Consider the following 24,311-nt stretch of genomic DNA (forward strand, 5'->3'; position numbering starts at 1 on the left):
ATTCGTTAATATATGTTCCAAGGTGGAGTCGCCCCAAGCAATGTCGCAGGTTCAAAACCTAACTGCTTAATACGCTTCCATTCCTTCTCTAAATACATTCTTTGATCACTGATAGCTTCCTTATCACTAGCTTCAGTTGCAATATAACAATTATCAATTGGATCATAAGAATAAGGGTTGCAAACAGCTACTTTCATTTCACTGCTGTCACCCATTTTACTATACCAATCGTCTACCAATACAGGTTTTTCAGTGTCAAGTGCGGGATCTAAGACAAAAATTGCCCCCATATAACTGACTACCAATGAAACATGATACCACCAACTGACTGCTCCAGACGCAGCATAAGGTGTTTGCAGTGACAAGTCACCAAATACGAATATCTTGAATGGCCTTATATAGTTTAAATCCGTCAGTTTCATTCCTGCTAAAGCCGCCCTAGCAAAACATCCGTCATCCGGATACAACCAACTGATTCTTCTCTCAAAAGCTAAATCTTGTTTGCTTTGTAGAAAGCGAGTATCTCTGATTAGTCTAAACATTGCCATTAATTCTGCATAGCTATTAACAACGGGTACTTTTGAATAATCGACTTTATCTATTGGAACTCGTTTCGACAATGGGGTATTTCTTGATAAATAGTGTTTTGGATTAGACGTTTTTAATTGAGAAATAATTTGCAGATAGGAGTCATCCTGCCCTCGTCCCTGCAATACAGCTGAATACAAGTTCCAAGAAATCAACAGCCCTAACAGATACATCATGACTAATGATTTTTTCATAACTACCTCCCGATAGTTAGACATTGAATTCTCATTCAATATTGGCCTTCCATGACCTCATTTAATAATTAGCACAAAATTCCATCTGAGAACAGAACTTATAAATTGATTTACTTACGAGATAAAACTTGAATTGCGTCTATGAGCGCTTCTGATTCTAATTTCTGTACCTTTTCTTTTAAAGATTCTGGCGTATCTTCTTCACTTACGCTGCATTTTTTTTGCAACAGAATAGGCCCAGCATCCACTTTTTCGGTTACATAATGAATAGTACAACCAGTTTCGTGCACGCCTGACTGCAATACAGCTCGATGAACCTCTAAATCCATTTTACCAGCAAAAGCAGGTAATAAGGACGGGTGAACATTAATGACTTTATTAGGCCATTCACTGATGAACTCTGGGGATAATATTCTCATGTACCCAATTAGAACCACGACATCAACTTGATGTTGTTTGAGAATTCCACTGATTTTTAAATCATAGTCTGTTCTACTTAAACCAGTTGGGCTCACAAACTGACAATCTAAACCATGGATACGTGCACGATCTAAAATGATCGCATCTGATTTATTACTCAGGACGATGCTGATTTGTGCCTCTAAATATCCTAAATTGATGGCATTAATAATGGCAAGCATATTAGTGCCACGAGTAGATCCCAGAATGCCGAGTTTTATCATCTAGCACGCAACTTACGCATAAACTCTACGCGATTTGATATCATCTTCTCTGTTCCAATATCACCTCTATGAAACAACGGCCCCTTTATACGCTTAATTTGGGATTCTGCTATTTGCTCTGCTTGAGAGGAGTTATCGGCAATTCCTACGTAAGCAACTGCTCTAGAGCCAGTAGCGTACAATTTATTTTTCTTCGCATTAACTGCAGCCAAATACAAGTTTTGCATATTCTCTACTTGAGTAATGTCTATTTCTACATCACGTAATGGCTTATCCGGATAACCATTGGGTACAGCGTATTTACATACTGTCGATAGATTAGCAAATTCAACCTTCTCCTTTTGAAGATTACCATTTACCATTGACACACATAAATCCACAAAATCGGATTGCAGAATGCTTAATACATTCAACGATTCTGGATCCCCAAATCGTGCATTGAACTCGATGACATAGACTCCATTTGCAGTAGCAATAAACCCACCATACAAGATTCCAATGTATTTTTCTTTTGTTTCAGTCATTAAACCATTAATGACTTCCTGGTTAATGTGCAACGCTTGATTGATGTCATCCTGGGTTAAAAAAGGTAAGCGGTGATCAGCCATTGAATAACTGCCCATACCGCCTGTATTAGGGCCTGTGTCATTCTCAAAGGCTCTTTTATTGTCTTGGATAACTGGCATGGGTACTAAATTGTTACCGTCTGAAAAGCACATGAATGAAAACTCTTGACCAATTAATTTTTCTTCAATGACCAACGTTTGATTTTGAGAGAAGATTTCTCGACAAAAATCCATGGCCTCAGAAAATGAATGGAGATGCTCACCAGCTACTTTTACTCCTTTTCCTGCCATCAATCCATTCGCTTTAACCACAAAATTACCCAGACCAAGTTCATGTAAAAACGTTTCAATGCCATTGATGTCTGTGAAATTTCTATATTTTGGTAGTCCTGATATGTCATACTTTTTCATCAAGTTTCTTGCAAAGGACTTACTTGTTTCAATTTGAGCAAGTGCCTGTTTAGGACCTATTACTTTAATTCCTGAATTCCATAAAGCATCAGCCAAGCCTTGTTCAAGCGGAGCTTCTGGGCCAATAATCGCTAAATCAATGGACCACTGTTCGGCCTTCTGTTGTACGTCTGAGACATTATTTATATCACCTACATAATAGGCATGAGCGATGTCCTCTATCCCAGGATTCAATGATGTTCCAAAGCAAAAAACCGCTGGTTTTTTCAAAGATCGATTCAATGCTTTTGCAATCGCATGTTCACGAGCACCAGATCCTACAACTAAAATATTCATTAGGACATCTCTCCAATTTCTGTATCAATGCCATTTTCTTGCAGTCGTTTTTTTTCTAAAGCCCTAATTTTAGATTCGTTGATTTGTCCACACACATAAATGCCATCCATACAAGCCATGCAGGGTTTAGATAAATCATACTTACCTTTTCGAGATACTGCTTCAACAAGATCAGTTTGAGTTTGATACAACAACTTATCAACTCCTAAAAACTGGCGAATCTCTTCTTCAGATTTATGTGCTGCGATTAATTTTTTACGTGACGGAATATCAATACCATAAAAGCAAGGATTTTTAATGGGTGGACAGGTAGACACGAAATAGATTTCTAAAGCTCCAAATTCCCTAATCATATGTACAATTTCACGAGAGGTTGTTCCACGAACAATACTATCATCTACAATGAGGACTCTTTTCTTATTAATTTCTGTTTTTTGGGGAGTTAATTTATAACGTACTTGTCTTGATCGAGATTCTTGATTAGGCATAATAAACGTGCGTCCAATAAATGGATTTTTATACAAGCCTTCCGAATAACGAATACCCAACTCATTTGCAAAAGCTAATGCCGCTGTATTTGCCGTAGAGGGTGCGGGAATGACTACATCTGGAATCGTTTCAGGGTATTTTTCTTTCCAACGTTTTGCTAAATTTTGCCCCATACGTAACCGTGCTCTGTAGACACTAACATCGTCCAAGGTAGCATCTGGCCTTGCAAAGTAGACGTATTCAAATAGACAGGGAGTGAATGCTTTTTGAGTGATGACCTTCTTAAATAATTGACCTTGGGCGTTTACGTAAACAACTTCACCAGGTAGTAAATCGCCCTTAGGCTCAAACCCAAGTGAGTAAAACGGGGTGGTTTCAGAAGCAAAAATATAGTCCTTACGTCCATCATCCCTTACCCGCTCGCCCCAAACCAGTGGACGAATTCCATGCGGATCACGAAATGCTACCAATCCTTTACCGATGACTAGGCTTACTACTGAGAACGACCCTTCCACACGGCTATAGATTGTATTTACTGCGGAACATAATAATTCAAAAAATTGAGCTTCATCGTTATCCGAATAGGAGCCTACTGCTAAGGAATCTGCTAGGAGAAGCAGTAATGCTTCAGAGTCTAGCGTCGAATTCAAATGACGGTGTTGTTTTCCACAGATATCATCCACTAATTCTTGATAGTTCACTAAATTGCCGTTATGCGCTAAGGCAATTCCCCGAGGACTCCCAATCCACAGCGGTTGTACATCGGCTTCACTGTATCCACCAGCCGTTGGATATCGTGCATGGGCTATCCCCACTTTACCTTTGAGTTGAGCTAAATCGGTTGTTGATATGGCTTCTCTGACCAAACCAAGGCCATGTTTTGCATAAAATCGGTCATCACAAGTTAAAATGCCTGATGCGTCCTGTCCTCTATGTTGAAGATGAATTAAGCTATCATAAAGTTCTGCAGCTACAGAGTCATGACTATAAATTCCAACAATACCACACATTAGTCTACCCCCCACTGAGCCAATTTAACTTAACCAAGTTTGTAAATGACGCAATATTCTGTCTTGCGCAGGTTCAGGACTTAACTCGTATGCAAATGATGCACCGGTAATTTTTTCATACAGCTGGATGTATCTTGCCGCTAAAGTAACAATTAGCTCATCTGGTGCCTTAGGCAAAATTTCATCTTGATAGGGATCGCTATGCTGTACAAACCATAATCTTAAAAACTCTTTATCAATATTCTCGGGTTCTTTGCCAGCATTCATTCGTTCTTGGTAAGTTTCTGCTAACCAATAACGACTTGAATCAGGCGTGTGTATCTCATCAATTAATAGGACATTGCCATGATCATTTCTACCAAATTCATATTTAGTATCCACCAATATGAGACCATGTTCCTGTGCGATTTTAGCGCCGTATTCATAGAGTTGAAGCGCGTATGAACTAGCTTCATCCCAGTCCTTCTGGCTCATCCACCCTTCTGAAACTAGTTCTGTAGGTGTGATAGGCCTATCATGATCTTTCTCTTTGGTTGTGGGGGTAATAACGGGCGTCTGAAGCTTTTGGTTTTTTAGGAGTCCCTCTGGAAATTCGATTCCACAATAGTTCCTCACCCCATTTTGATATTGCGTCCATAACGAGGTATTGGTTGAGCCAGAAATATATCCCCTAACCACAAATTCTATTGGAAAAACGTTGCATTTTTTAGCAATCACCACATTAGGATCTGGAACAGCAATGAGGTGATTAGGAACTATTGATTTGGTTTTCTCAAACCACCAGGCTGAGGTGAGATTTAGTACCTGTCCTTTATAGGGCACAGAAGCCAACATTCGATCAAATGCACTTAGCCTATCAGTCGTTACTAAGATTAACTTATCCCCAATGTCGTAGGTATCGCGTACCTTTCCTTGGTATTTTTTACCAAAAGGCAAATTCGTTTCGCTCAAGCAAAATGACAGTTGAGCAGCAATTGCATCATAGTTTGGTTCGTTAATATTCATAGCAAGCATGGGCATAGGAGTTAAATAAAATATGAGTTTGTAATACTCTTTCAATATCATTAGTTTGATCGGAGTCACTTTGCAAAACCCAAAGCACACCGTGATTTATCGATATGTTGGCATCAAAAGAAAAATGATCTTGCAACATTTGCATTTTTTGTGCTCCTACAAGATCATCATAGGCCTTCACTAAATATGCCTTTGCATCAGAAGGCAATAATTGATCCTTTTCAACGATGTACTCTTTACGATCATTGTACAAAACCCCGCTTTCCATGATTTGCTCAATAAGCTCAGTTGAGTTTGAGCCAATTTCCCAGTGAACATAACGCTTCACTGAAACTAAAATACCCATCTGCCTTAGCGTTTTTTCAACGGTTAATGCGGTGTTATCCGTAATTATCTGCTTTACAATGACTTCGTAGTGGTCAGTCTTAGGAGTATAAGGTGATATAGAAATTGGTTTTACTTGGTAGTCCAATGGCAATTGGGTCACGCGTTGATTATCTTGAATGTATTCTTTCATTGACTTAAAAATATCATCTCCAACAGGAGTACGCTCTGGATGGGGCATCATAGCCATCACATTCCCAGATCTATTGATTACTGCCGCAATATTTCCCATGGAACCATTTGGATTTACAGGAAAGTTATCATTAATATTCCCGAACTCATCGCAATACTGGAATAAATTCAAACCTTCTGATTCAATGATTTTCAGAAGATCTTTTGTCATAACAAAGCGTCCCTCAGCATGTGCTGCAGGCACAGTAATAACCTGATGCTCACTCATGCAACGGGTAAATGCGTTATTTTTTGGGGTACTGCATGGACGCATATTAATCCATGCATTATAAAATCCAGTTCCTAGTATTTTACCGTCAAGAATACGTTTGTTTTCAGTAAGTGCCATTCCTACTTGATACTCTTTGAGTCCAGGTACTAAGCCTGTCTCGACTAATATTTGCGCTCCATTACAAATACCTAAAACTGGTTTTCCTAGTTCACTTTGTCTTTTTATCTCTTCCATCACTGGATCAAGAGCAGCGATAATCCCCGATCTTGAGCGATCCTCATAAGAGAATCCCCCAACAATAATGAATCCGTCCATTTCTTTGAGTTTCGAAGCTGGCTCATTCCACAAAAATTCAATGGGTTGCATACCAGACCTTTCAACAGCTAGTGCAGTCTCTCTTTCGCAATTTGAACCAGGAAATTGAACGATAGCTATTTTCATTGCATTAATCTCACTTCTGGTTTGCCAGATACTACCTGCCCCACTTCAAACACTGGAAACTCTGGGTAGTGCTTCAATGCTGTTTTAATCGTATCTATATTTTTTGGAGCAACAATCAGTATGAGGCCAATTCCCATGTTAAAAGTTCGGTACATTTCTTGATCATCTAGCTTTCCAAGATGACGTAAAACATCAAATACAGGTAATATTGGGCAAGCATTTTTCCGCAGTTCTACCAAACAATCCTGAGGAAGTATCCGTGGTATATTTTCTAAAATACCCCCACCTGTTATATGAGCCATGCCTTTAATGTGAATGCCTTGATCTAAAAGATGCAGAACCGGCTTTGTATAATTAATATGAGGTGCTAGCAGAGACTCTCCAACGGATTGATTTAAATCAGAAATACGCGATTCGACTGTATAATCAGCCACATCAAAAAACAACTTGCGTGCTAAAGAATAACCATTGGTATGCAATCCACTTGATGGGAAAGCTAATACAATATCCCCATGACAAATGTCTTTACCAAGTATAGCCTTATCCTTTTCTACTACACCAGTAATGATCCCTACTAAATCATGCTCTCCTTTTAAGTAGGTATCTGGCATTTCAGCGGTCTCACCACCCACTAAAGAAATACCATTCTCAAGGCAAGCCTTTGTCATCCCCATAATGATTTGTTCGATGTATTCAGGTTTTATTCGGTCAGCTGCGATATAATCAAGCAATGTAAGTGGTTTAGCTCCCAAAACAATAATGTCGTTCGTCGTAGCACTCACTAAATCAATACCGATCGTATCAAACTTGTCCATCATTCGTGCAACAATGGTTTTTGTCCCTACTCCATCGATACTTTGTACCATGACAGGATGTTTATAGTGATCAGCAATAGTCTTAAGATCATACATGGCCCCAAAGCTACCAATACCAGTTAATACCTGAGGAGAAAACGTTTTTTCCACATGGCGTTTAATGCGAGTTACTGCCTCATTTCCTGCTTCAATATCCACACCAGCAGTTTTATAATTGATGGTAGTCATTATAGTAATCTCTCTCTTAAGCCATTAGTCCAAGCATGTTGTGCTTTTTCTATAGTGGTATTTATTACGGAGTTCATCTTGAGCACTGGCTCAGAAGTTGTTTGCCCAATGAGTTGATACGATACCTTGTGCTTATTTAAAATGTCTTGTACCTGCTTTAACTTTTTAGAACTTAGCTCAAGAATAAAACCACCAGACTCGCCGAATAATAATTTTTCATTGGACAAATGTCCTGGTATCGTTATCTCTGCGCCTATCGAATGTTTAAATGACATTTCTGCAATAGCAACAGCTACACCACCTTCTGAAACATCATGAGCAGCAAGAACAAGTCCTTTTTGAATCACTTCTGAAACGGACATTATTTCATTGCTGATCGAATGTAGATCCGGTTTTGGAATATTAAAACCTAGTTCACCATGCAGCTGATAGTATACGCTACCACCAAATTCATCTTTACGTTCACCTATTAGTAGAATAACACTATCAGTGTGCTTGAAATCATAAGAAATTGCATAATCAATGTTTGGTATTTTTCCTAAACAACTGATCATAGGGCTAGGTGGAATTGGTCCTTTAGCAGACTCATTATATAAAGAAACATTCCCAGCGATAACAGGAAGAGTAGCTTCAGGATACTCTTTGAGCCTAATTGCTTTGCATGCGTCAACGATACCCTTTACTGAGTCAACAAACTCTCCCATTTGCTCAGGTTTTTCTGGGTTTCCAAAACAAAGACAATCTGTTAAAGCGATGGGATCAGCACCAACTGCGACAACATTACGAACTGCCTCTATAACTGCATTTACAGCACCCCAATAAGCATCAATTTTATTGTAGCGAGGATTGTGGTCGAGCGATAAAGCTATACCTACTTTTCGAATCTCCTCTGGGTACTTAGACTCGTTGAACGGTTGCATAACACCTGCATCAGCCCAACCTGCTTCAATAGTTGTTCGACCTTGGACTTGTTTATCATAAGTTTCAAAAACAGGCTCTTTGCTAGCTATGTTTTCATGTGCAAGTAATTTTAAAAGTAGCCCATTAAAATCCAATGGCTTTGATATGTTCGGTTCTTTGAATGAGTTTTGCTTAGCAATAAAAGGTCTGTTATAAACGATACCCTTAGTCACATCGGGTACTTTAGCTCTTACTAGTTCATTTCCTCGATAATGAGCCACATACAATCCATCGGTGCGAACTTTACCAATAACGGCTGCACATGCTCCTTGAGAAACTTGAGGTAAAGCAAAACGCTCGTTGTAATGGCTTAAGATAGTCTCGACTAAATTGGGGGGGACAACCCACATAAATCGTTCTTGAGTTTCAGAACATAAGATGACAGAAGGTAAAAGATCAGGTATGGCAGTTGGAACTTTTTCAAGATCAATTTCTGCCCCATAGGAACCACCGGCCTCAGCTAGCTCAATGCTAGCACAAGCAACACCTCCTGCACCGAGATCTTTAAATCCAACTTTATCAATTAAATTATTTTTGCGTAAATAATCAAACAAAGCGTAATTAGCTTTGAGTAAATGTCTTTGTAGGAATGCATTTGGCTCCTGCACCGCACCTTTATTTTTTTCTTTAGAGTCTTCTTCCAAATTGGATGAGGCAAAACTGGCGCCACCAAAACCACTATTGTCTGTAGGCTTACCAACTAAAATATAAACATAATCATCAGCATGAGGTGGAGCATAAGAATGAATGATGTGATCTTCTCTAACAACTCCCAAGGTAACAACGGTCACTAAACAATTTTCATTGTATGCTGAGTCGTAATAAACATCTCCAGCAATATTAGGAATGCCTAAAGGGTTTCCATAACCTGCAATTCCTGCAATTACACCCTCCTGTATCCAATGGGTGTGAGATCGTTGAATGTCACCAAATCGCAAGCTGTCTGCCACAGCAATAACCTCACCGCCCATACAACAAACATCCCGAACATTTCCACCAACGCCTGTTGCAGCACCTTCATAGGGCACTATTTGTGACGGATGATTGTGGGATTCATGACTTACAATAATTCCATAACGATGCCCTTGGTTATCTCTAGCAACTGAGACAATACCCGCATCTTCCTTTGCCCCTAAAATGACATGGGGGCCATTTGTATTAAATTGCTTTAAGTGAATTCGACTGCTTTTATAGGAACAATGCTCTGAACCTTGAATAGACCATAAAACACACTCTGATAGGGTAGGAGGTCGTTTCAAAAAGTCATTTTGTATAGTGAGCGCTTCATTAACAGACAAGCTTAAATTATGGTCGCGTAGTAATTGCTCTATTTCAGTACTAGATAAGGAGGAAAAATCAAGTGTTTCATTTAAAGTTTGCATGAACCCTTAAACCTATAGGTATTAATTTATGCATGATTAAGTTAACTAATCATTCCAAAACACGCCCTATATTGTATATTTTTACGGGGGTGTTTAGCAAATAATTCCAATAAATAGTTCATTTTTTTAGAAAATCATGGCTACACTTTAATTGTTTCCTCGCGAGAAGATATTTGATGGCTATTTAAAGGAGAAACAGCACTTCGCAATAATTGATGAAAATAGTGTACTCCATTTTCTCGTGCTGTATTTAAATAACCATGTTCAAAGAGTCCTCTACCAGAACCAGATTCAAGATTATTTTGCACTAATTTACAAATTTTAAAATCTTCATCAGTAATTTTATGGATAAAGGAAAAAAATTCGCTAGCCTCGGTTTCGCTGAAATTATTCGTAACAAAAAACGTATAGATTAACTCGGTTTTAGTAGGAGATTTTGGATTAACTCGCTTGGTATAAAAGACTTTTTCATAACAAGGTAGGCCACAATTTGGGTAAATCCACATCCATAGCCCCTCAAAGCTTCCTGATGAGGATTCAACCTTCCTAGGGCAGTTATGCACTGAAAAATGATCCTTATTATGGACTTCATATTGACTCATGTGAAAATCTTTATTGAATATAGGATGAATAGTTGGACAGTGATAACACTCCTGAAAACCCTCAACCCAGATTTTCCAATTGAAATCCCCCTCCCTTACCATCTGACTATGGAAAGAATATCGCTCTATCTCAAATTGAGCGGCATCCATTTCATCAATTAAACGATTTTTTCTACTCTCAAAACAGGATGGATTTGGATCAAAATTAATAAATATCATACCTCTAGCTATTTCAAAATGAATTTTCTTTAAATCCAGTGCTTCGCTGTTTGCTGTGGTGTAGGGAGCGTTTTTAAAGCGCCCATCTTTATGATAACACCAGGCATGATATTGACATACCAGAAAAGGCTTTGTGAGTGTACCACGTTTTTCAGTCAAAATTGGTGCAGCTCGATGACGACATATATTGAGTAGAACGTGAATTTGTTCATGTTCATCGCGAAGTATCAAGATGGGTATTCCCATAACCTCCGTTGTTAAATAATCATTTGCACTGGGAATTTCTTGTGTGTGGCATAAAAATATCCATTCCTTTTTGAATAAATGCTCTTTTTCAAGATAAAACTGGGAATCACTGTAGTACCATTCCGCAGGTAATGATTGAGTGAGATTAGCTTCTTTCATAACGTTCCTTGTTTGAAAACCAATTACTACATTCGTTTGATGCCATTAAAGGCACTCAGTAATTGGTAGACGTTTTCTTCTCGTGCTGAATGTCCCATTAAACCAATTCGCCATACTTTTCCTGCAAGTTCACCCAATCCACCACCGATTTCAATATTCTTTTCAAATAATAACCGATGTCGAATACTTGCTTCCTGTTTCAAGATATCATTTGGAGGAATAACTACATGTAACTGGGGCATTTGTGATTTGTCTGGAACAAGATAACTAAACCCAAGCTCTAATAGTCCATTTTTTAGAATGGAGGCCGTTCTCAAATGTCTTTGAAATAGTGCAGGCAACCCCTCTTCTTCTATCATTATCAGTGTTTCATGCAGTGCGTAGAGCGAATTTATAGGAGCGGTATGATGATAAGTTCTCGCTGTTTCACCAACTTGATCCCAGTATTGCTGCACCAAACTCAGATCCATAAACCAACTCTGGACTGGAGATTTACGAATATTTATTTTAGCGAGTGCCTGTTCATTAAAACTCGCAGGTGATAAACCAGGTGGTGCTGATAAGCATTTTTGGGTGCCTGAATACAATGCGTCTACACCCCACTCATCCATTCTTACAGGTACACCTGCTACAGATGTAACAGCATCCATAATAATTAAAGCATTAAATTGTTTTCCAAGTTTACAAATAGCCTCGGCATCTGACAAAGCCCCAGTTGATGTTTCTGCATGCACAAAAGCTAAAATTGTTAGGGCACCCTGGTTTGACTGTTCCTCTAGAAAAGCTGATAGCTCTATTGGATCTATTGGCTTTCCCCAGGTCGTGTTAAATACGAGAGGAACGCCTCCAATTCTCTTAACCATATCAACCATTCGTCCGCCAAATACGCCGTTCACGCAAACAACAACTCGATCACCTGGTTCTACGAGGTTAACAAAACATGTTTCCATACCAACAGTTCCAGGACCGGAGATCGGAAAAGTAAGTCGATTATTTGTTTGCAGCAAAGACTTTAGCATCTGCTTTAGATCTTCCATAAACTCTACAAAGTCAGGATCCATATGGCCTATTGTTGGTTTTGCCATAGCATGAAGTACTCGGGGGGCAATATTAGAAGGGCCTGGTCCATGAAGAAGCTTATTCTTTGGTCTAAATGAAGTATGCATAGAGTATCGTCCTTAATTGTATCAACATACTACTCATCCATTTTAGAGAGTGTCAAGGTGGTGAGCGTATACAAAATAAATATAAAATTATCCGCTCGTCAACGCTGAGGAATCAACCCATTTTTAAAAAGGGGTATTTATAACAACGGTCAGGCGAAGCTCCTTATGGCGCGACCTTAAGCGCTGTCATTAGGCTCTTCTATCCAGTCAACATCGATCCGCTTGCTGACGCGCGCGGCTCGGTTCACTCCCTGCTGTGGCTAGGATTTGATTCAGACAGCAAAGAAGGAACCGAGCCGCGCGCGTAAGCAAGCGGATACGAAACTATCCGCTTTCACGAATGACGCTGCTTAAGGCATGGCTATTAGGCGAAACGCCCAACCTTACGCTTACTGACCATCAGAGAGGGCACTATAATAGGAGTCGATTCCTAAGCCCTTACTGTCACAGGTCGTGTTTATAAATCATCAACGAAGCCAAACCGCAAAGGCTTAGGTAGCGGATTAGATTAAAAATAAATTACTTCAGCTCGACAACCTTATAAAAATAAGGAATATTTTTTAGATGCTTGCCTTGTCCAGATGACCAAACCTGTCCTAGAGGTGATAGATCGTTGACTCTTGAAATGACCTCTTGATCATCAAATCGCCAACGCTCTTTAGACAGTAAAATTATGGCTTTTCCAGCTATAGTCTGATTCTTGGACCAATAGCGATACATTAAACTTTCTCTATTAAACAAATGCGCACCACTGCTTGGGTATTTATGCTTAACTTTCCCCTGTTTATATAGCTGCTCCTGATAATAGGCCAACTCACTATTGATTGGGTAGTTATCTAATGGAATAAAGACAACCTCTTTACGCATCGATTTCGCTGTTTGCTCTGCTAATTCATCGAATTGTAAAACCAACTTATCCCAATCAATCATCTTTACTAGCAATTTCTGTTGCACCAACGAGGATTGATTAAAGCGAATAAGAAGAAAAACACTTGTATAAGCAACTAGCAAAACCAAAAATGTACAAAACCAATAAATTCTATTTTTATAAGACCGGTCCATGACGTGAGCGACCCAAGGAATTACCCCTAAAAATAATGGTCCAATCCAATTCAAATTGATTTCATGATTAAAACTATAAAGAAAAAAGAATACCCACGGAATTATCGTAAAGCATTTAACAAATACTGTTTTCTCATTGCCAATTGGAGAGAGTAATGGTTTATTTATGAACAATTGCCCAACTTCCCAAACCCCTAATGGGGTTAAAAAAAACACACTGACCCACAATAGCTCAAGAGTACCTGAAACCCCCGTGTTTTCAAAACGACGAACACTTTGAAATGTAAATGAAATCCATTGGTGAATGGCATTCCAATAAATCACAGGAGTAAACAGCAAAATGACAATTAAAGCAGCGAGATACGGCTCCTTTTTTTTAAACCAAAAACGAGCATCAGATGAAATTAGCATATAGCTGAAAATAGGTAAGCTTAGCAAAACGATGGTGTATTTAGATAAAAGCCCCAACCCCATACAAATGCCCACTAAATACCAATGTTTAGCTCGTTTTAGAACAAGTGCAGAATATAAATAGTAGAGCGAAGAAGACCAACAAGCCAGTAGTGGAGAATCAGGAGTAATAATAATCGATTGAAAAAAGAAGAACGGTAAAACAGATAACAGCAATATGGAGTATTTCCCAGATCCATTATTCATTAATTCTGATAGCTTAAAACTGTATAACATCGTAATTAACCAGCAAATTAGGCTAGCTAAACGAACTGTAAATTCATTAGTTCCTAGTAAAGAAGTAAACAACTTAATTAATACAGCCACCATAGGTGGATGATCAAGGTAACCAAAATCCAAATGTTGTGAATAATTCCAGTAATAGGCTTCCTCAACCAATAAATTACCGGCGGTCATACCCACCAAATGGATTACGACAGAAGATAAAATAATAAAAAGCAACAATAAATTAGAGTCTCTAGTCGATGTAAGCTTTTGCGATAATAATTTGGGTATTACAAATCTATTAATTTCAATGATCCTTCTGTACGTAGCTCCATGAGATAAATAGGAGATTAGGAGTTAATAACCCATTCAATTTGCTGTTTTAGATCAATAGAAATTTCTGATAGTTCTTCAAGCGTATGGTCTGTATAAGAGTTTTCTCCTGGCTTTGCGAACTGATTTTCTTCCATTCGTCGGTCTCGTTCTTTTTGCAGCCAGATTATTTGTGGAGAAAATAAATGCAACATTCCCTCTACCCATTTATCAAGAACTTGCCAGTAAGGATCGTCTTCTAGAGTCATTTTATACCGCTTTAGGAAATATGAAGCATGTTCAGAGCCATACCATATTTCAGAAGTAACCCAACGATTTACAGTAAAAAGTCGAATAGGTTGCCCATACTGATTCATAGCAATAGCCACAAGATGAGTCATTGGATTATCGATGTATTTATCCCAGTCTGGAAGTGGCAGTGGCTTAACACGTTTGGGTATATGCTTGTAACGTATAAAGGTATGAAAATGACCATGCTCAGAACTTTCAAAATTTTCTCGATGGCAATGATAAAAATACTGTGATCCAGTCGTTTTGTCGATTCTATCTCCCTTAGGATAATGACTCATACGTTCATGTCTTCGTTTTTTTTGGAGAGTATAGTGAAGTATATTTTTTCCCTTTTTCGTCGACATTTTCTGCTGCATCTCAAGCACTTGGCTCGCATAGCCTAAGAAAACATTTCTTTTCCAATTGGTTAGCGCAGGTAAAATAAATTCGGATTGGTTTATCATGATTAATACTATAAAAACAAAATTAATAACAACAAAAAAAGAGGTAGTATTAACCACCTCTTTTTAAAGGAATGAACTAGAGCTTAGTTACCGCTGCAACCACCGCAACCTTTGCAACCGCTACAACCGCCGCATCCACCGCAGCCTTTGCAACCTTCGCAACCTTTGCAGCCTTTGCAACCAGAACAGCCTTTGCATGTAGCTACTGTAGAGTTTGTATCAGTAGCGTATGCTACAGAAACCATAGGTGCTGTAGAAATAGCAGTTAATAAAGCAGCTACGGCCATTGTTGATTTTTTCATAGTATTACTTCCTTGATAGTTAATGGATTTTCTAAATACCCAATAAAATATTAGCAAACAAAAAGGGAATTTTCTTCTTTTTTTGAAAAAATTTCTTATTTGAAAATAAATTAGGAAATTTCTTTACGTGAAATGATCAACAATAGCTTATCCATTAAATTAGTACTCAAAATTCGTTTTAACCAGATAAAAACATGTGCTGGAAAAGTGATGGGATATTTAGGTTTTGGTTTTTTGGATTCAATAGAGTGCACGAGTGATTTAATGACTGATTGAGTACCCTTGGTAAACACTGAGTCAACTTTATTCTTCTTGTACGACTTCAACATGGATGAGTATTGCAATTTGAAATGACTGTGTTCCTGATCAATATTCAGCAAAGACTTGTCCACTGCATTGTCTCTAAAACGACTTTCAATTGGACCTGGTTCAATGGTAATCACTTTAATCCCAGAATCCTTTAACTCCAATCTTAAGGTATCGCTTAATCCTTCTACTGCATACTTTGAAGCATTATAAGCTCCTCTAAATGGTAAACTGATAATACCTAATATCGAACTTATATTTATTATCCGTCCACCACCTTGTTTTCGCATGATTGGGATAGCCAATCGAGTTAATTCATGCAGTCCAAAAACATTGGTTTCAAATTGTTTAGTGAGTACCTCACGCGAAATATCCTCTAAAGCACCTACTTGACCGAATCCAGCATTGTTGATTAAAACATCCAGCCGGCCAGAGGTCATCATCAATAATTGTGCAAATGCACTTTGGATTGAACTTGAATCATTTAAATCCAATAGAATAGCCTCTATATCTTTGCTCAATAACCGCTGCAAGTCATTAGAGTTCCTGCAAGAAGCGATAACTCTGTGTCCCCTTTTCTTAAGAGCAAACACAGCATCAAACCCTATACCACTGGAACACCCTGTTACTAAAATGATTTTTTCATTCATAATTTACGCCGGTTGTGTAATTTTTAACTATACTATAAATGCTACTACCATCTAAGGATGTGGACATGGAAAAGACCTATTCTAAGCAATTAGTATTTGCATTCATTTTACTATTAAGTTCAATCTACACTAACACAGCTTTAGCTGTTAACACCATCACTACTACACAGGGAACACAGTTAGCCTATTTTTATGGCTATCATTATTACCCAGGGTATTGGGGTAGTCCATATTATCATAGCGGTGCCTATTGGACACCATGGCGCTATATTGGTTATGGATGTCGAAAAAGCTGCTTAATCTCAAAATGGAGTGGAAAAGTGATTCGATGTACTAAACGTTGTTATTAATCTATCCCCCTAGAATACTTGGAATGAAAAACTCATCCCAATACTTTTCCGGGGGTTTACCCGATCGAGCCCAAAAACTCGGAAGTAATTTGCTTTTATAGAGTTGCGATGGAGTTGTGTCTCTCGCTGAAGGTGGCTCTGGTGGATTATCTTGTGAATGGAGTTTAAGTTGGTATTTAGTATGCTCCTTTCTAAGACGTCTATAAGTTTGGACTAAATAATCGGGTAATTGAGTGTAAGTTGCGCCCTGTTCCTTTTTAATGCTACTCAGTAATGCTTTACGTTGTCTAAACTGATCGGTTATCTGCAATTTAATCGCTGATAAAAAGCTGGCTTTATCTCCCCTCTCTCTTAATAAATAATCATACTGCGAACTGGGGTCGTCCTGCATCGTTTTTTCAAGTTTTATAATGTTCCTTGATAAACGCTTAATGTCCTTATGGGTTTGCCTTTTCAACGAAATCAGATTCGATAGTGATTCGTTAAGCACTGTGATAGCATGATAGTTAAACAGCATAGGCGTAAAATCTCTTTCATCCTGATTTGCGCTCATGAATTTTCGTAAGGCGGAATGATTATAATCCGGCAAGCTTAATGCACACAATTTAGCAAAATTATTTTTAACTCCTTCGGGCAAGCCCATTATCAATTTTTTATTTGAAATGAGTTCCAAATTAACAATAACAAGTAAAAATCCTTCATAACAATGCCGTCTTAACAGCAAATCAGCAATATTAATCCATCGTCTAAAAGCATTCAGTTGAGCATCGGCACTAAGATCATTTTGGTATATTTCTTTTTTTATAAAATATTCAATATGTCCTCTAGTCTGAAAATAGTCTTGTTGTAAGAGGTTTGACCGTTCCCTTTTTTCAAACCCTGACGGGTCTTTAAAATCTTCTAGTCTAAACGATTTATACAATTCTCTAAGCTTAACATCAATCATTCGTGCATAGTCGCTGGCTATAATGCTTTCAATGCAACTTAATCGAATTTGGTTTTGTTTACTCGCTGATATCGATCTTTGTATCTTTTTATCTGAAATAGCCTTGTCGATATAACGCGAAGCTAGAGGCTTATTCCAGAAATGGTCATTGACTTTATTATCAAGCCAGTGGCGAAAATGTTTACCAGACACTATTGAAACTCCCTTTCTATTTGTCTGTGGCTATTTATGCAAAATAATCGATCAAACCTTTAGGAGGACGACGGTTTATGGTTGTTGTTGCTTGAATCTCTTGTTCTGATTCTTGAGTTGGTACAGCTAAAGCATCATTATTCTGTTGAGAGAATTGCCGTGGATTACTGTCAGATTGAATATTCACATCAGACAAATGAATCCCCTGCTCCGCCATCATCTCTCTTAACCGAGGTATAGCTTGATCAACTACATCTTTAACTAAAGTACTATGTGTAGCAATATTAACAGAAGCAGCATCTTTTACAACCTTAATATTAATCTCTATGGGACCTAGCTCTTCAGGGTGAATTTTAATCAACGCAGTTTTGATGGAATGGTGACCTAGCCAAACAATTTGTTCCGCGAATTGATCTGTCCACTGACTACTATTTAAAGGAACGGGGATCTCGATTGATTTATGTTGCGCAGACGACTGAATCTGGGAGTAATCAGGCGTTGTAGTCGTGTAAGCGAGTGAATGAATTGGGGTAGTATTGGCTTGAAACGAAGGCAAAGCAACATTATCAGAAGCTGTGAAACTATTGTTTTCTGTTGCAAAAGAGTTCGTTGTTTTTGTGGTATTTTTAGCCAATAGCTCGCCTACACTTTCCTCAATAATAGTCTGATTTTTTGTTTCGGCTTTCAGTTGTAGTTCTTTTACAGGTAGGAGTTTTTCATTAAACTCATCAAAGCTAGGTAGCTCTCCTTCAACGACTGGGTATAATTCAGTGCGTAAATCTTGAGTCAACCCTTTAGGCGGCAAAAAACCTTCCGCATCTATCCATGTTAAAGCAATATTTTTAGGAAACGGAGTCTGTTCCTGACTCATTAGGCTTGATTCTTTAGAGAATAAAGGAGTTTGAGTATTATTTAGAAACACTTGATTGGATTCGTTCAAGCCAGCATCAGGCATCGTTATTATCTCGTTATTTAATGACACACTCTTATTTTCAACAGTTGTTATCGTTGATCTTTGTTCTGGATTTGCACCATTGGATTGTACAGTAAGTATCTGAGCCATTAATAATACAAAGGATTGTGGAGATAATTTATCCAACTCGTCTTTTGATAAATCCTCTTCATCTGAAAAAATAGCGGCAAGTTTATTGTCAGGGATATCTTGAGTTGAATTTAGATTCCCTAAGGTGCTTAATAATAAATTATTCGACTCAATCATGCTCTCACTCCTTTCCTTTGGCTCTTATATGCAGCAAAATTCGTACCAAAATAAACGTTTGATTAAAGAAAAATAGGGTATTTACCTCATTTCTTACTCTCAGTACTTACAAAAAACCCCAAGGTCCTAAGTCATGACTATTTGTCTGCAAACAATGTGAAAAAACCATCAAGACTTAGTTAATATAGTTTACTCCCGAGTAAAGTTTCTCCAGAGTCACTATTTGGTCAATAAAAAGCGTGATAGATTTTTGACACTCAATTAAAAGGTGTAAACTATCATGGGAAAATTTTTTTCAACTGCAACAAAAGAATCCGATGTTGATGATCGCATTCAACAAGCTAAGTTACTGCTCAACAAAAAATCCACTGAACAGCAACTTCTTATAGAATTTATGGCGGAACTTGAAGGAAGAGTAAATCAGTTTAAAACAGAGCTGTTATCAAAAAGGACCGGTCTCTACGAGAAAGAGCAAATTCTTAAACAATACTCCAAATTTGCTAATACATTAATGAAATGTGTTAAGTTCCCAGAACAAGCGGATCAGGCAATCGAATCCTACCTGAATAATAGCTATTACCCGGTGGCTGTAAACGAATACATCAAACCTAATCCTGCTGTTACCAGAGCCTCTTGGTTGGGACTAGGTTTAGGTGTTGCATTATTATTGGCTTCACTCCCATTGTTTGCTTTAAATCCAATCGTTGGAGCAGTGATGTTGGCAATAGCTGTAACTGTATTACTGCCCAGCTTATTTATCTTGCTTGCACCTGATAGTCCTGATGTAGTAAAAAAGAAGGAGGAGGAAAGGTTACTCTTTAAAAATGCATCTCTGTTTGCTGATCCATCCATCTCTTCTACAAATGTAGAAGCGGCATTTAGAGACACTGATTTAACTCCTGCTTACTTGCTTTAACAACGGTTCTATCCTTTTATTGTTTCAACTTAGTGCAAACTGTCATACCTTGTAATAAGGTATGACAAGGATCTATGTTATATATACTGAGCAAATTCCTAATTCCACATGAAAACTTCCCAAAATTAAGCTATGATTATCATTTTGATTTTGGGAGTGCTTCTATGAAAGTAGGTGATGACAGTCTATCTACAAAATGTCAATTAAATGTTGATGGTAAAACCTATAACTACTATAGCCTTAAAGCCGCAGAACAGAAACACTTTAAAGGAATTAACCGGTTACCTTATTCATTAAAAGTGCTGTTTGAGAATTTATTACGATTTGAAGATGGTACTACGGTGACAACTCAAGACATTAAAGCCATAGCGGATTGGCTTATCAATAAAAGCTCACAAAGTGAAATTGCATTTAGACCTGCGCGAGTACTTATGCAAGATTTTACGGGAGTTCCGGCAGTAGTTGATCTTGCAGCAATGAGAACTGCAATTGTAAAAATGGGGGGTAAGGCTGAAAAAATATCCCCTCTTTCTCCTGTTGACTTAGTCATTGACCACTCCGTAATGGTCGACAAATTTGGTACTGTTGATTCGCTAAAGATCAATACTGAAATAGAAATGGAAAGAAACAATGAGCGTTATGAATTCTTGCGCTGGGGACAAAAGGCTTTCACTAATTTTCAAGTCGTTCCTCCTGGAACAGGGATTTGCCACCAAGTAAACTTGGAATATCTTGCAAAAACAGTATGGTCTAGTGAAAATGACGGTCATTTGTACGCTTATCCTGACACTCTTGTTGGTACTGACTCCCACACAACGATGATCAATGGCTTGGGCGTTCTTGGATGGGGTGTTGGTGGAATTGAAGCCGAAGCAGCTATGTTAGGTCAACCAGTATCCATGCTTATTCCAGAGGTGATAGGATTTAAGCTTTCTGGAAAACTAAAAGAAGGCATTACTGCAACCGATCTCGTTTTGACTGTCACTCAAATGCTTAGAAAAAAAGGGGTAGTTGGTAAGTTTGTTGAATTTTATGGGCCTGGGTTAAATGATTTACCTCTTGCCGATAGAGCAACGATATCGAATATGGCTCCTGAATACGGTGCTACCTGTGGTTTTTTCCCTGTCGATAAAGAAACGATAAAATATCTAGAATTAACTGGTCGCGATAAGCATACAATTGCGTTGGTTGAAGCATACAGCAAAGCCCAAGGGATGTGGTATGACAAAGACAACGAAGATCCTGTATTTACTGATACTCTTCACTTAAATTTAAGCGAGGTTGAACCCTCTTTGGCTGGCCCCAAAAGACCCCAAGATAAAGTCAATTTACAGACTTTACCTATTGAATTTAATAAATTCCTGACTGAAGCAGGAAAAAACAATGAACAGGATAAGTCATTTTCTGTTAACAATCATGACTTTGAAATGAAGCATGGCAATGTAGTTATTGCTGCTATAACCAGTTGTACAAACACTTCGAACCCCAGCGTTCTTATGGCTGCAGGCCTAGTTGCAAAAAAAGCCATTGAAAAAGGTCTGCAACGTAAACCATGGGTTAAATCCTCTCTAGCGCCAGGCTCAAAAGTAGTCACTGATTATTTAAAACATGCAGGATTACAAGAATATCTTGATCAACTAGGATTCAATCTAGTTGGTTATGGTTGTACAACGTGTATTGGAAACTCAGGTCCATTACCCGATGCAATTTCACATTGTGTTGCAGAGAATGATCTAGTTGTATCTGCTGTCTTATCCGGTAACAGGAATTTTGAGGGTCGTGTTCATCCTCAAGTTCGTGCTAATTGGCTAGCGTCTCCCCCATTAGTTGTAGCCTTTGCATTGAGTGGCTCAACCACTACTGATCTAAGTAAAGATCCAATTGGTATGGATAAGCAAGGTAAGCCAGTATACTTGAAAGACATTTGGCCTACGAATGCTGAAATTGCTGCTGAAGTTGCCAAAGTTACAGGTTCCATGTTCCGCAAAGAATACGCTGAGGTATTTAAAGGCGATGAGCATTGGCAATCCATCAAAACGTCTTCGGGTCAAACCTATGGGTGGAATGCTGATTCAACCTACATTCAACATCCTCCATTCTTTGAAAGTTTGAAAGAACAGCCAGATCCAATAAAACCAATAAATAATGCTTACATCCTGGCACTTTTTGGCGATTCAATTACCACCGACCATATTTCTCCTGCAGGTTCAATTAAAGCGTCATCTCCAGCAGGGCTTTATTTAAAATCGAAGGGTGTGAGTGAGAAAGATTTTAACTCCTATGGGTCACGTCGTGGTAATCATGAAGTCATGATGCGAGGAACATTTGCAAATATACGTATTCGCAATGAAATGACACCAGGCCAAGAAGGCGGAATAACGAAGTACATTCCTACTGGTGAAGTCATGCCTATTTATGATGCTTCCATGCGTTATCAAGAAGAACATCAGGATTTAGTGGTCATTGCAGGAAAAGAGTATGGCACAGGATCCTCAAGAGACTGGGCAGCCAAGGGAACCACTCTATTAGGCATTAAAGCCGTGATCACTGAAAGTTTTGAACGGATTCATCGTTCAAACTTAATTGGAATGGGTGTATTGCCACTCCAGTTTTGCAATGGAATGACTCGTCAAACGTTAGGATTGGATGGTAGCGAACGAGTAAGTATTGACGTTTCCAACTCATTGACTCCAGCGGCTATGGTTCCAGTAATCATAGAAAGAAAAGACGGTACTGTAGAGCAGTTTCAGGCACTTTGCAGAATCGATACAGCAGATGAACTTGAATATTATAAAAATGGCGGTATTCTGCAGTACGTATTAAGGAATCTAAGTAAATAGTAGGACGATAAGCCAATTATTTCCCCGCGCAAGCGGGGTATCCTATAGGAGTGCATACTCGGAATGAATCAGTCAAAAAAGGTTCTTAGTGTATTTTCATTAGTTATGATCAATGTTATTGCCGTGGATAGTCTTAGAACCTTGCCTATCAGTGCTAAGTTGGGATTTTCCCTCATTTCCTATTATATTTTCGCTGCCCTTGTTTTTTTCATTCCTGTAGCTTTGGTTGCGGCTGAATTAGCAACCGCCTATCCAAATACTGGAGGCCTTTACGTATGGGTACGTGAAGCTTTTGGTAAACGAGTTGCTTTTATAACCATATGGTTACAATGGATATACAATGTCGTATGGTATCCCACCATTCTTGCCTTTATTGCAGCAACGTTATCCTATTTAATCGCACCAAGCTTAGCAAACAATAAGATTTACCTATTAGTAACAACGTTATCTCTTTTTTGGATCTTTACTCTCCTAAATTGTTTTGGCATGAGAATGTCGAGTCTAGTCAGTTCAATTGGTGCCAGTATTGGAACTATTCTTCCAATGGTTTTAATCATCGTATTAGGTATCATTTGGATATTTCAAGGAAGGCCTGTCGCTGTCAACTACACCTCGACTCTCTTACCTAATTTTAATTCATTAGGTGAGCTATCACTTCTTTCAGCGGTGTTATTTGGACTCATTGGTATGGAAATGTCAGCTGTTCATGCTGAGGAGGTTAAAAACCCCCAAAGAGATTATCCAAAAGCACTCCTTTATTCAACATTCATCATAATATCCACCCTTTCACTAGGATCTCTAGCTATTGTCATTGTCGTTCCGAACGATCACCTGAGTGTAGTTTCTGGTTTGATAGATGCATACTCTGTGTTTTTCACATCCTACAACATGCCATGGATGACCTATATTATTGCTGTTTTAATTATTTTAGGCGGGCTGAGTGGTGTTTCTGCCTGGATTATTGGCCCTCCCAAGGGGTTATTAGTTTCAGCAAGAGATGGCTCATTGCCCAATTTATTTACTCGAGTGAATAAAAATGGTTCTCCAGTAGCAATCCTTATAGCCCAAGGGATCATATTCACCATTTTAAGTGCCATTTTTATCACGATTGATTCAATCAATGCCGCTTACTGGATGCTAAGCGATTTAAGTGCACAAATGGCATTATTAGTCTATGTTTTTATGTTCGCTGCCGCGATAAAATTGCGATACAGTCAACCCAATCACCCTAGAGCATATAAAATACCTGGTGGCAATATTGTTATGTGGATTGTTTCAGGATTGGGACTCGTATGTTGCTTAGTCACCTTATTGATTGGTTTTATTCCACCAGCTCAAATCCCTATAGACAATGTCTATCTTTTCGAATCATTCCTAATCGGAGGAATTTTGTTATTTGTCATAGCTCCTTGGATCTTTGCTAAGAGACATGAAGAGGCAAACTTTGAATCGGATTAGTCATAGAAACTTCAAGATCAGTGCTCACCTTC

General features: G+C 38.4%; 20 protein-coding genes. 4 read left to right on the plus strand and 16 right to left on the minus strand.

The features are described 5' to 3' along the window. Positions 1 to 5: 5 nt before the first annotated feature. The 14 genes from Lwal_RS15945 to Lwal_RS16010 all read right to left on the minus strand — a co-directional run bounded on the left by Lwal_RS15945 (position 6) and on the right by Lwal_RS16010 (position 16,358). Positions 6 to 782: a protein-glutamine glutaminase family protein gene (locus tag Lwal_RS15945; protein ID WP_058481942.1), complete on the minus strand. Its 777-nt coding sequence runs from the start codon at positions 780 to 782 to the stop codon at positions 6 to 8. A 110-nt stretch (positions 783 to 892) separates the two neighbouring features. Next, a complete protein-coding gene (gene purN, locus Lwal_RS15950; RefSeq protein WP_058481778.1) occupies positions 893 to 1,465 on the minus strand; it encodes a phosphoribosylglycinamide formyltransferase in 573 nt (190 codons plus the stop codon). After that, positions 1,462 to 2,778 (minus strand): phosphoribosylamine--glycine ligase, encoded by a 1,317-nt coding sequence (gene purD / locus Lwal_RS15955; RefSeq protein ID WP_058481779.1) that lies wholly within the window; start codon positions 2,776 to 2,778, stop codon positions 1,462 to 1,464. The genes purN and purD overlap by 4 nt, the downstream gene beginning before the upstream one ends. Next, on the minus strand, positions 2,778 to 4,277 hold the full coding sequence (gene purF, locus Lwal_RS15960) for an amidophosphoribosyltransferase (RefSeq protein ID WP_058481780.1): 1,500 nt from the start codon (positions 4,275 to 4,277) through the stop codon (positions 2,778 to 2,780). The genes purD and purF overlap by 1 nt, the downstream gene beginning before the upstream one ends. Before the next feature lie 24 nt (positions 4,278 to 4,301). Then, on the minus strand, positions 4,302 to 5,282 hold the full coding sequence (locus tag Lwal_RS15965; protein ID WP_058481943.1) for a phosphoribosylaminoimidazolesuccinocarboxamide synthase: 981 nt from the start codon (positions 5,280 to 5,282) through the stop codon (positions 4,302 to 4,304). Continuing rightward, entirely contained in the window at positions 5,272 to 6,519 is a 1,248-nt protein-coding gene (gene purQ, locus Lwal_RS15970; RefSeq protein ID WP_058481781.1) for a phosphoribosylformylglycinamidine synthase I, read from the minus strand. The genes Lwal_RS15965 and purQ overlap by 11 nt, the downstream gene beginning before the upstream one ends. Then, complete coding sequence (gene purM, locus Lwal_RS15975) at positions 6,516 to 7,562, minus strand: phosphoribosylformylglycinamidine cyclo-ligase (RefSeq protein ID WP_058481782.1); 1,047 nt, start codon at positions 7,560 to 7,562, stop codon at positions 6,516 to 6,518. The genes purQ and purM overlap by 4 nt, the downstream gene beginning before the upstream one ends. After that, on the minus strand, positions 7,562 to 9,904 hold the full coding sequence (gene purL / locus Lwal_RS15980; protein WP_058481783.1) for a phosphoribosylformylglycinamidine synthase subunit PurL: 2,343 nt from the start codon (positions 9,902 to 9,904) through the stop codon (positions 7,562 to 7,564). The genes purM and purL overlap by 1 nt, the downstream gene beginning before the upstream one ends. 140 nt (positions 9,905 to 10,044) lie before the next feature. After that, positions 10,045 to 11,130 carry an aromatic ring-hydroxylating oxygenase subunit alpha gene (locus Lwal_RS15985; protein ID WP_058481784.1) on the minus strand — a complete coding sequence of 362 codons (1,086 nt, stop codon included), beginning with the start codon at positions 11,128 to 11,130 and terminating at the stop codon, positions 10,045 to 10,047. A gap of 26 nt (positions 11,131 to 11,156) precedes the next feature. Further along, positions 11,157 to 12,296, minus strand: a complete 1,140-nt coding sequence (locus Lwal_RS15990; RefSeq protein ID WP_058481785.1) for a pyridoxal-phosphate-dependent aminotransferase family protein — start codon at positions 12,294 to 12,296, stop codon at positions 11,157 to 11,159. A gap of 519 nt (positions 12,297 to 12,815) precedes the next feature. Continuing rightward, on the minus strand, positions 12,816 to 14,225 hold the full coding sequence (locus Lwal_RS15995; protein WP_058481786.1) for a glycosyltransferase family 39 protein: 1,410 nt from the start codon (positions 14,223 to 14,225) through the stop codon (positions 12,816 to 12,818). 158 nt (positions 14,226 to 14,383) lie between these two features. After that, the gene (locus Lwal_RS16000) at positions 14,384 to 15,100 is read right to left on the minus strand and encodes a DUF6969 family protein (protein ID WP_058481944.1); all 717 of its coding nucleotides are present in this window, start codon (positions 15,098 to 15,100) and stop codon (positions 14,384 to 14,386) included. Between the two features lie 83 nt (positions 15,101 to 15,183). After that, entirely contained in the window at positions 15,184 to 15,402 is a 219-nt protein-coding gene (locus Lwal_RS17155; protein ID WP_083500127.1) for a hypothetical protein, read from the minus strand. 110 nt (positions 15,403 to 15,512) lie between these two features. Further along, complete coding sequence (locus Lwal_RS16010) at positions 15,513 to 16,358, minus strand: SDR family NAD(P)-dependent oxidoreductase (protein ID WP_058481788.1); 846 nt, start codon at positions 16,356 to 16,358, stop codon at positions 15,513 to 15,515. Between the two features lie 65 nt (positions 16,359 to 16,423). Here Lwal_RS16010 and Lwal_RS16015 point away from each other — a divergent pair, with 65 nt between their 5' ends. Continuing rightward, on the plus strand, positions 16,424 to 16,708 hold the full coding sequence (locus tag Lwal_RS16015; protein ID WP_058481789.1) for a hypothetical protein: 285 nt from the start codon (positions 16,424 to 16,426) through the stop codon (positions 16,706 to 16,708). A 1-nt stretch (position 16,709) separates the two neighbouring features. Here Lwal_RS16015 and Lwal_RS16020 read toward each other — a convergent pair whose 3' ends face one another. Together Lwal_RS16020 and Lwal_RS16025 are read right to left on the minus strand one after the other, a co-directional pair. Beyond that, positions 16,710 to 17,846 (minus strand): hypothetical protein, encoded by a 1,137-nt coding sequence (locus Lwal_RS16020; RefSeq protein ID WP_058481790.1) that lies wholly within the window; start codon positions 17,844 to 17,846, stop codon positions 16,710 to 16,712. Between the two features lie 34 nt (positions 17,847 to 17,880). Beyond that, on the minus strand, positions 17,881 to 19,065 hold the full coding sequence (locus Lwal_RS16025; RefSeq protein ID WP_058481791.1) for a flagellar hook-length control protein FliK: 1,185 nt from the start codon (positions 19,063 to 19,065) through the stop codon (positions 17,881 to 17,883). A 280-nt stretch (positions 19,066 to 19,345) separates the two neighbouring features. Between Lwal_RS16025 and Lwal_RS16030 the strand changes: the two genes are divergently transcribed. The 3 genes from Lwal_RS16030 to Lwal_RS16040 all read left to right on the plus strand — a co-directional run bounded on the left by Lwal_RS16030 (position 19,346) and on the right by Lwal_RS16040 (position 24,279). Then, entirely contained in the window at positions 19,346 to 19,981 is a 636-nt protein-coding gene (locus tag Lwal_RS16030) for a lpg1689 family Dot/Icm T4SS effector (protein ID WP_058481792.1), read from the plus strand. Between the two features lie 164 nt (positions 19,982 to 20,145). Continuing rightward, positions 20,146 to 22,821, plus strand: coding sequence for an aconitate hydratase AcnA (gene acnA, locus Lwal_RS16035; protein ID WP_058481945.1), 2,676 nt, complete (start codon positions 20,146 to 20,148; stop codon positions 22,819 to 22,821). 63 nt (positions 22,822 to 22,884) lie between these two features. After that, the gene (locus tag Lwal_RS16040; RefSeq protein ID WP_058481793.1) at positions 22,885 to 24,279 is read left to right on the plus strand and encodes an amino acid permease; all 1,395 of its coding nucleotides are present in this window, start codon (positions 22,885 to 22,887) and stop codon (positions 24,277 to 24,279) included. Positions 24,280 to 24,311: the final 32 nt, after the last annotated feature.

It is taken from the genome of Legionella waltersii (assembly GCF_001468085.1).
Taxonomy (GTDB): Bacteria; Pseudomonadota; Gammaproteobacteria; order Legionellales; family Legionellaceae; genus Legionella; species Legionella waltersii.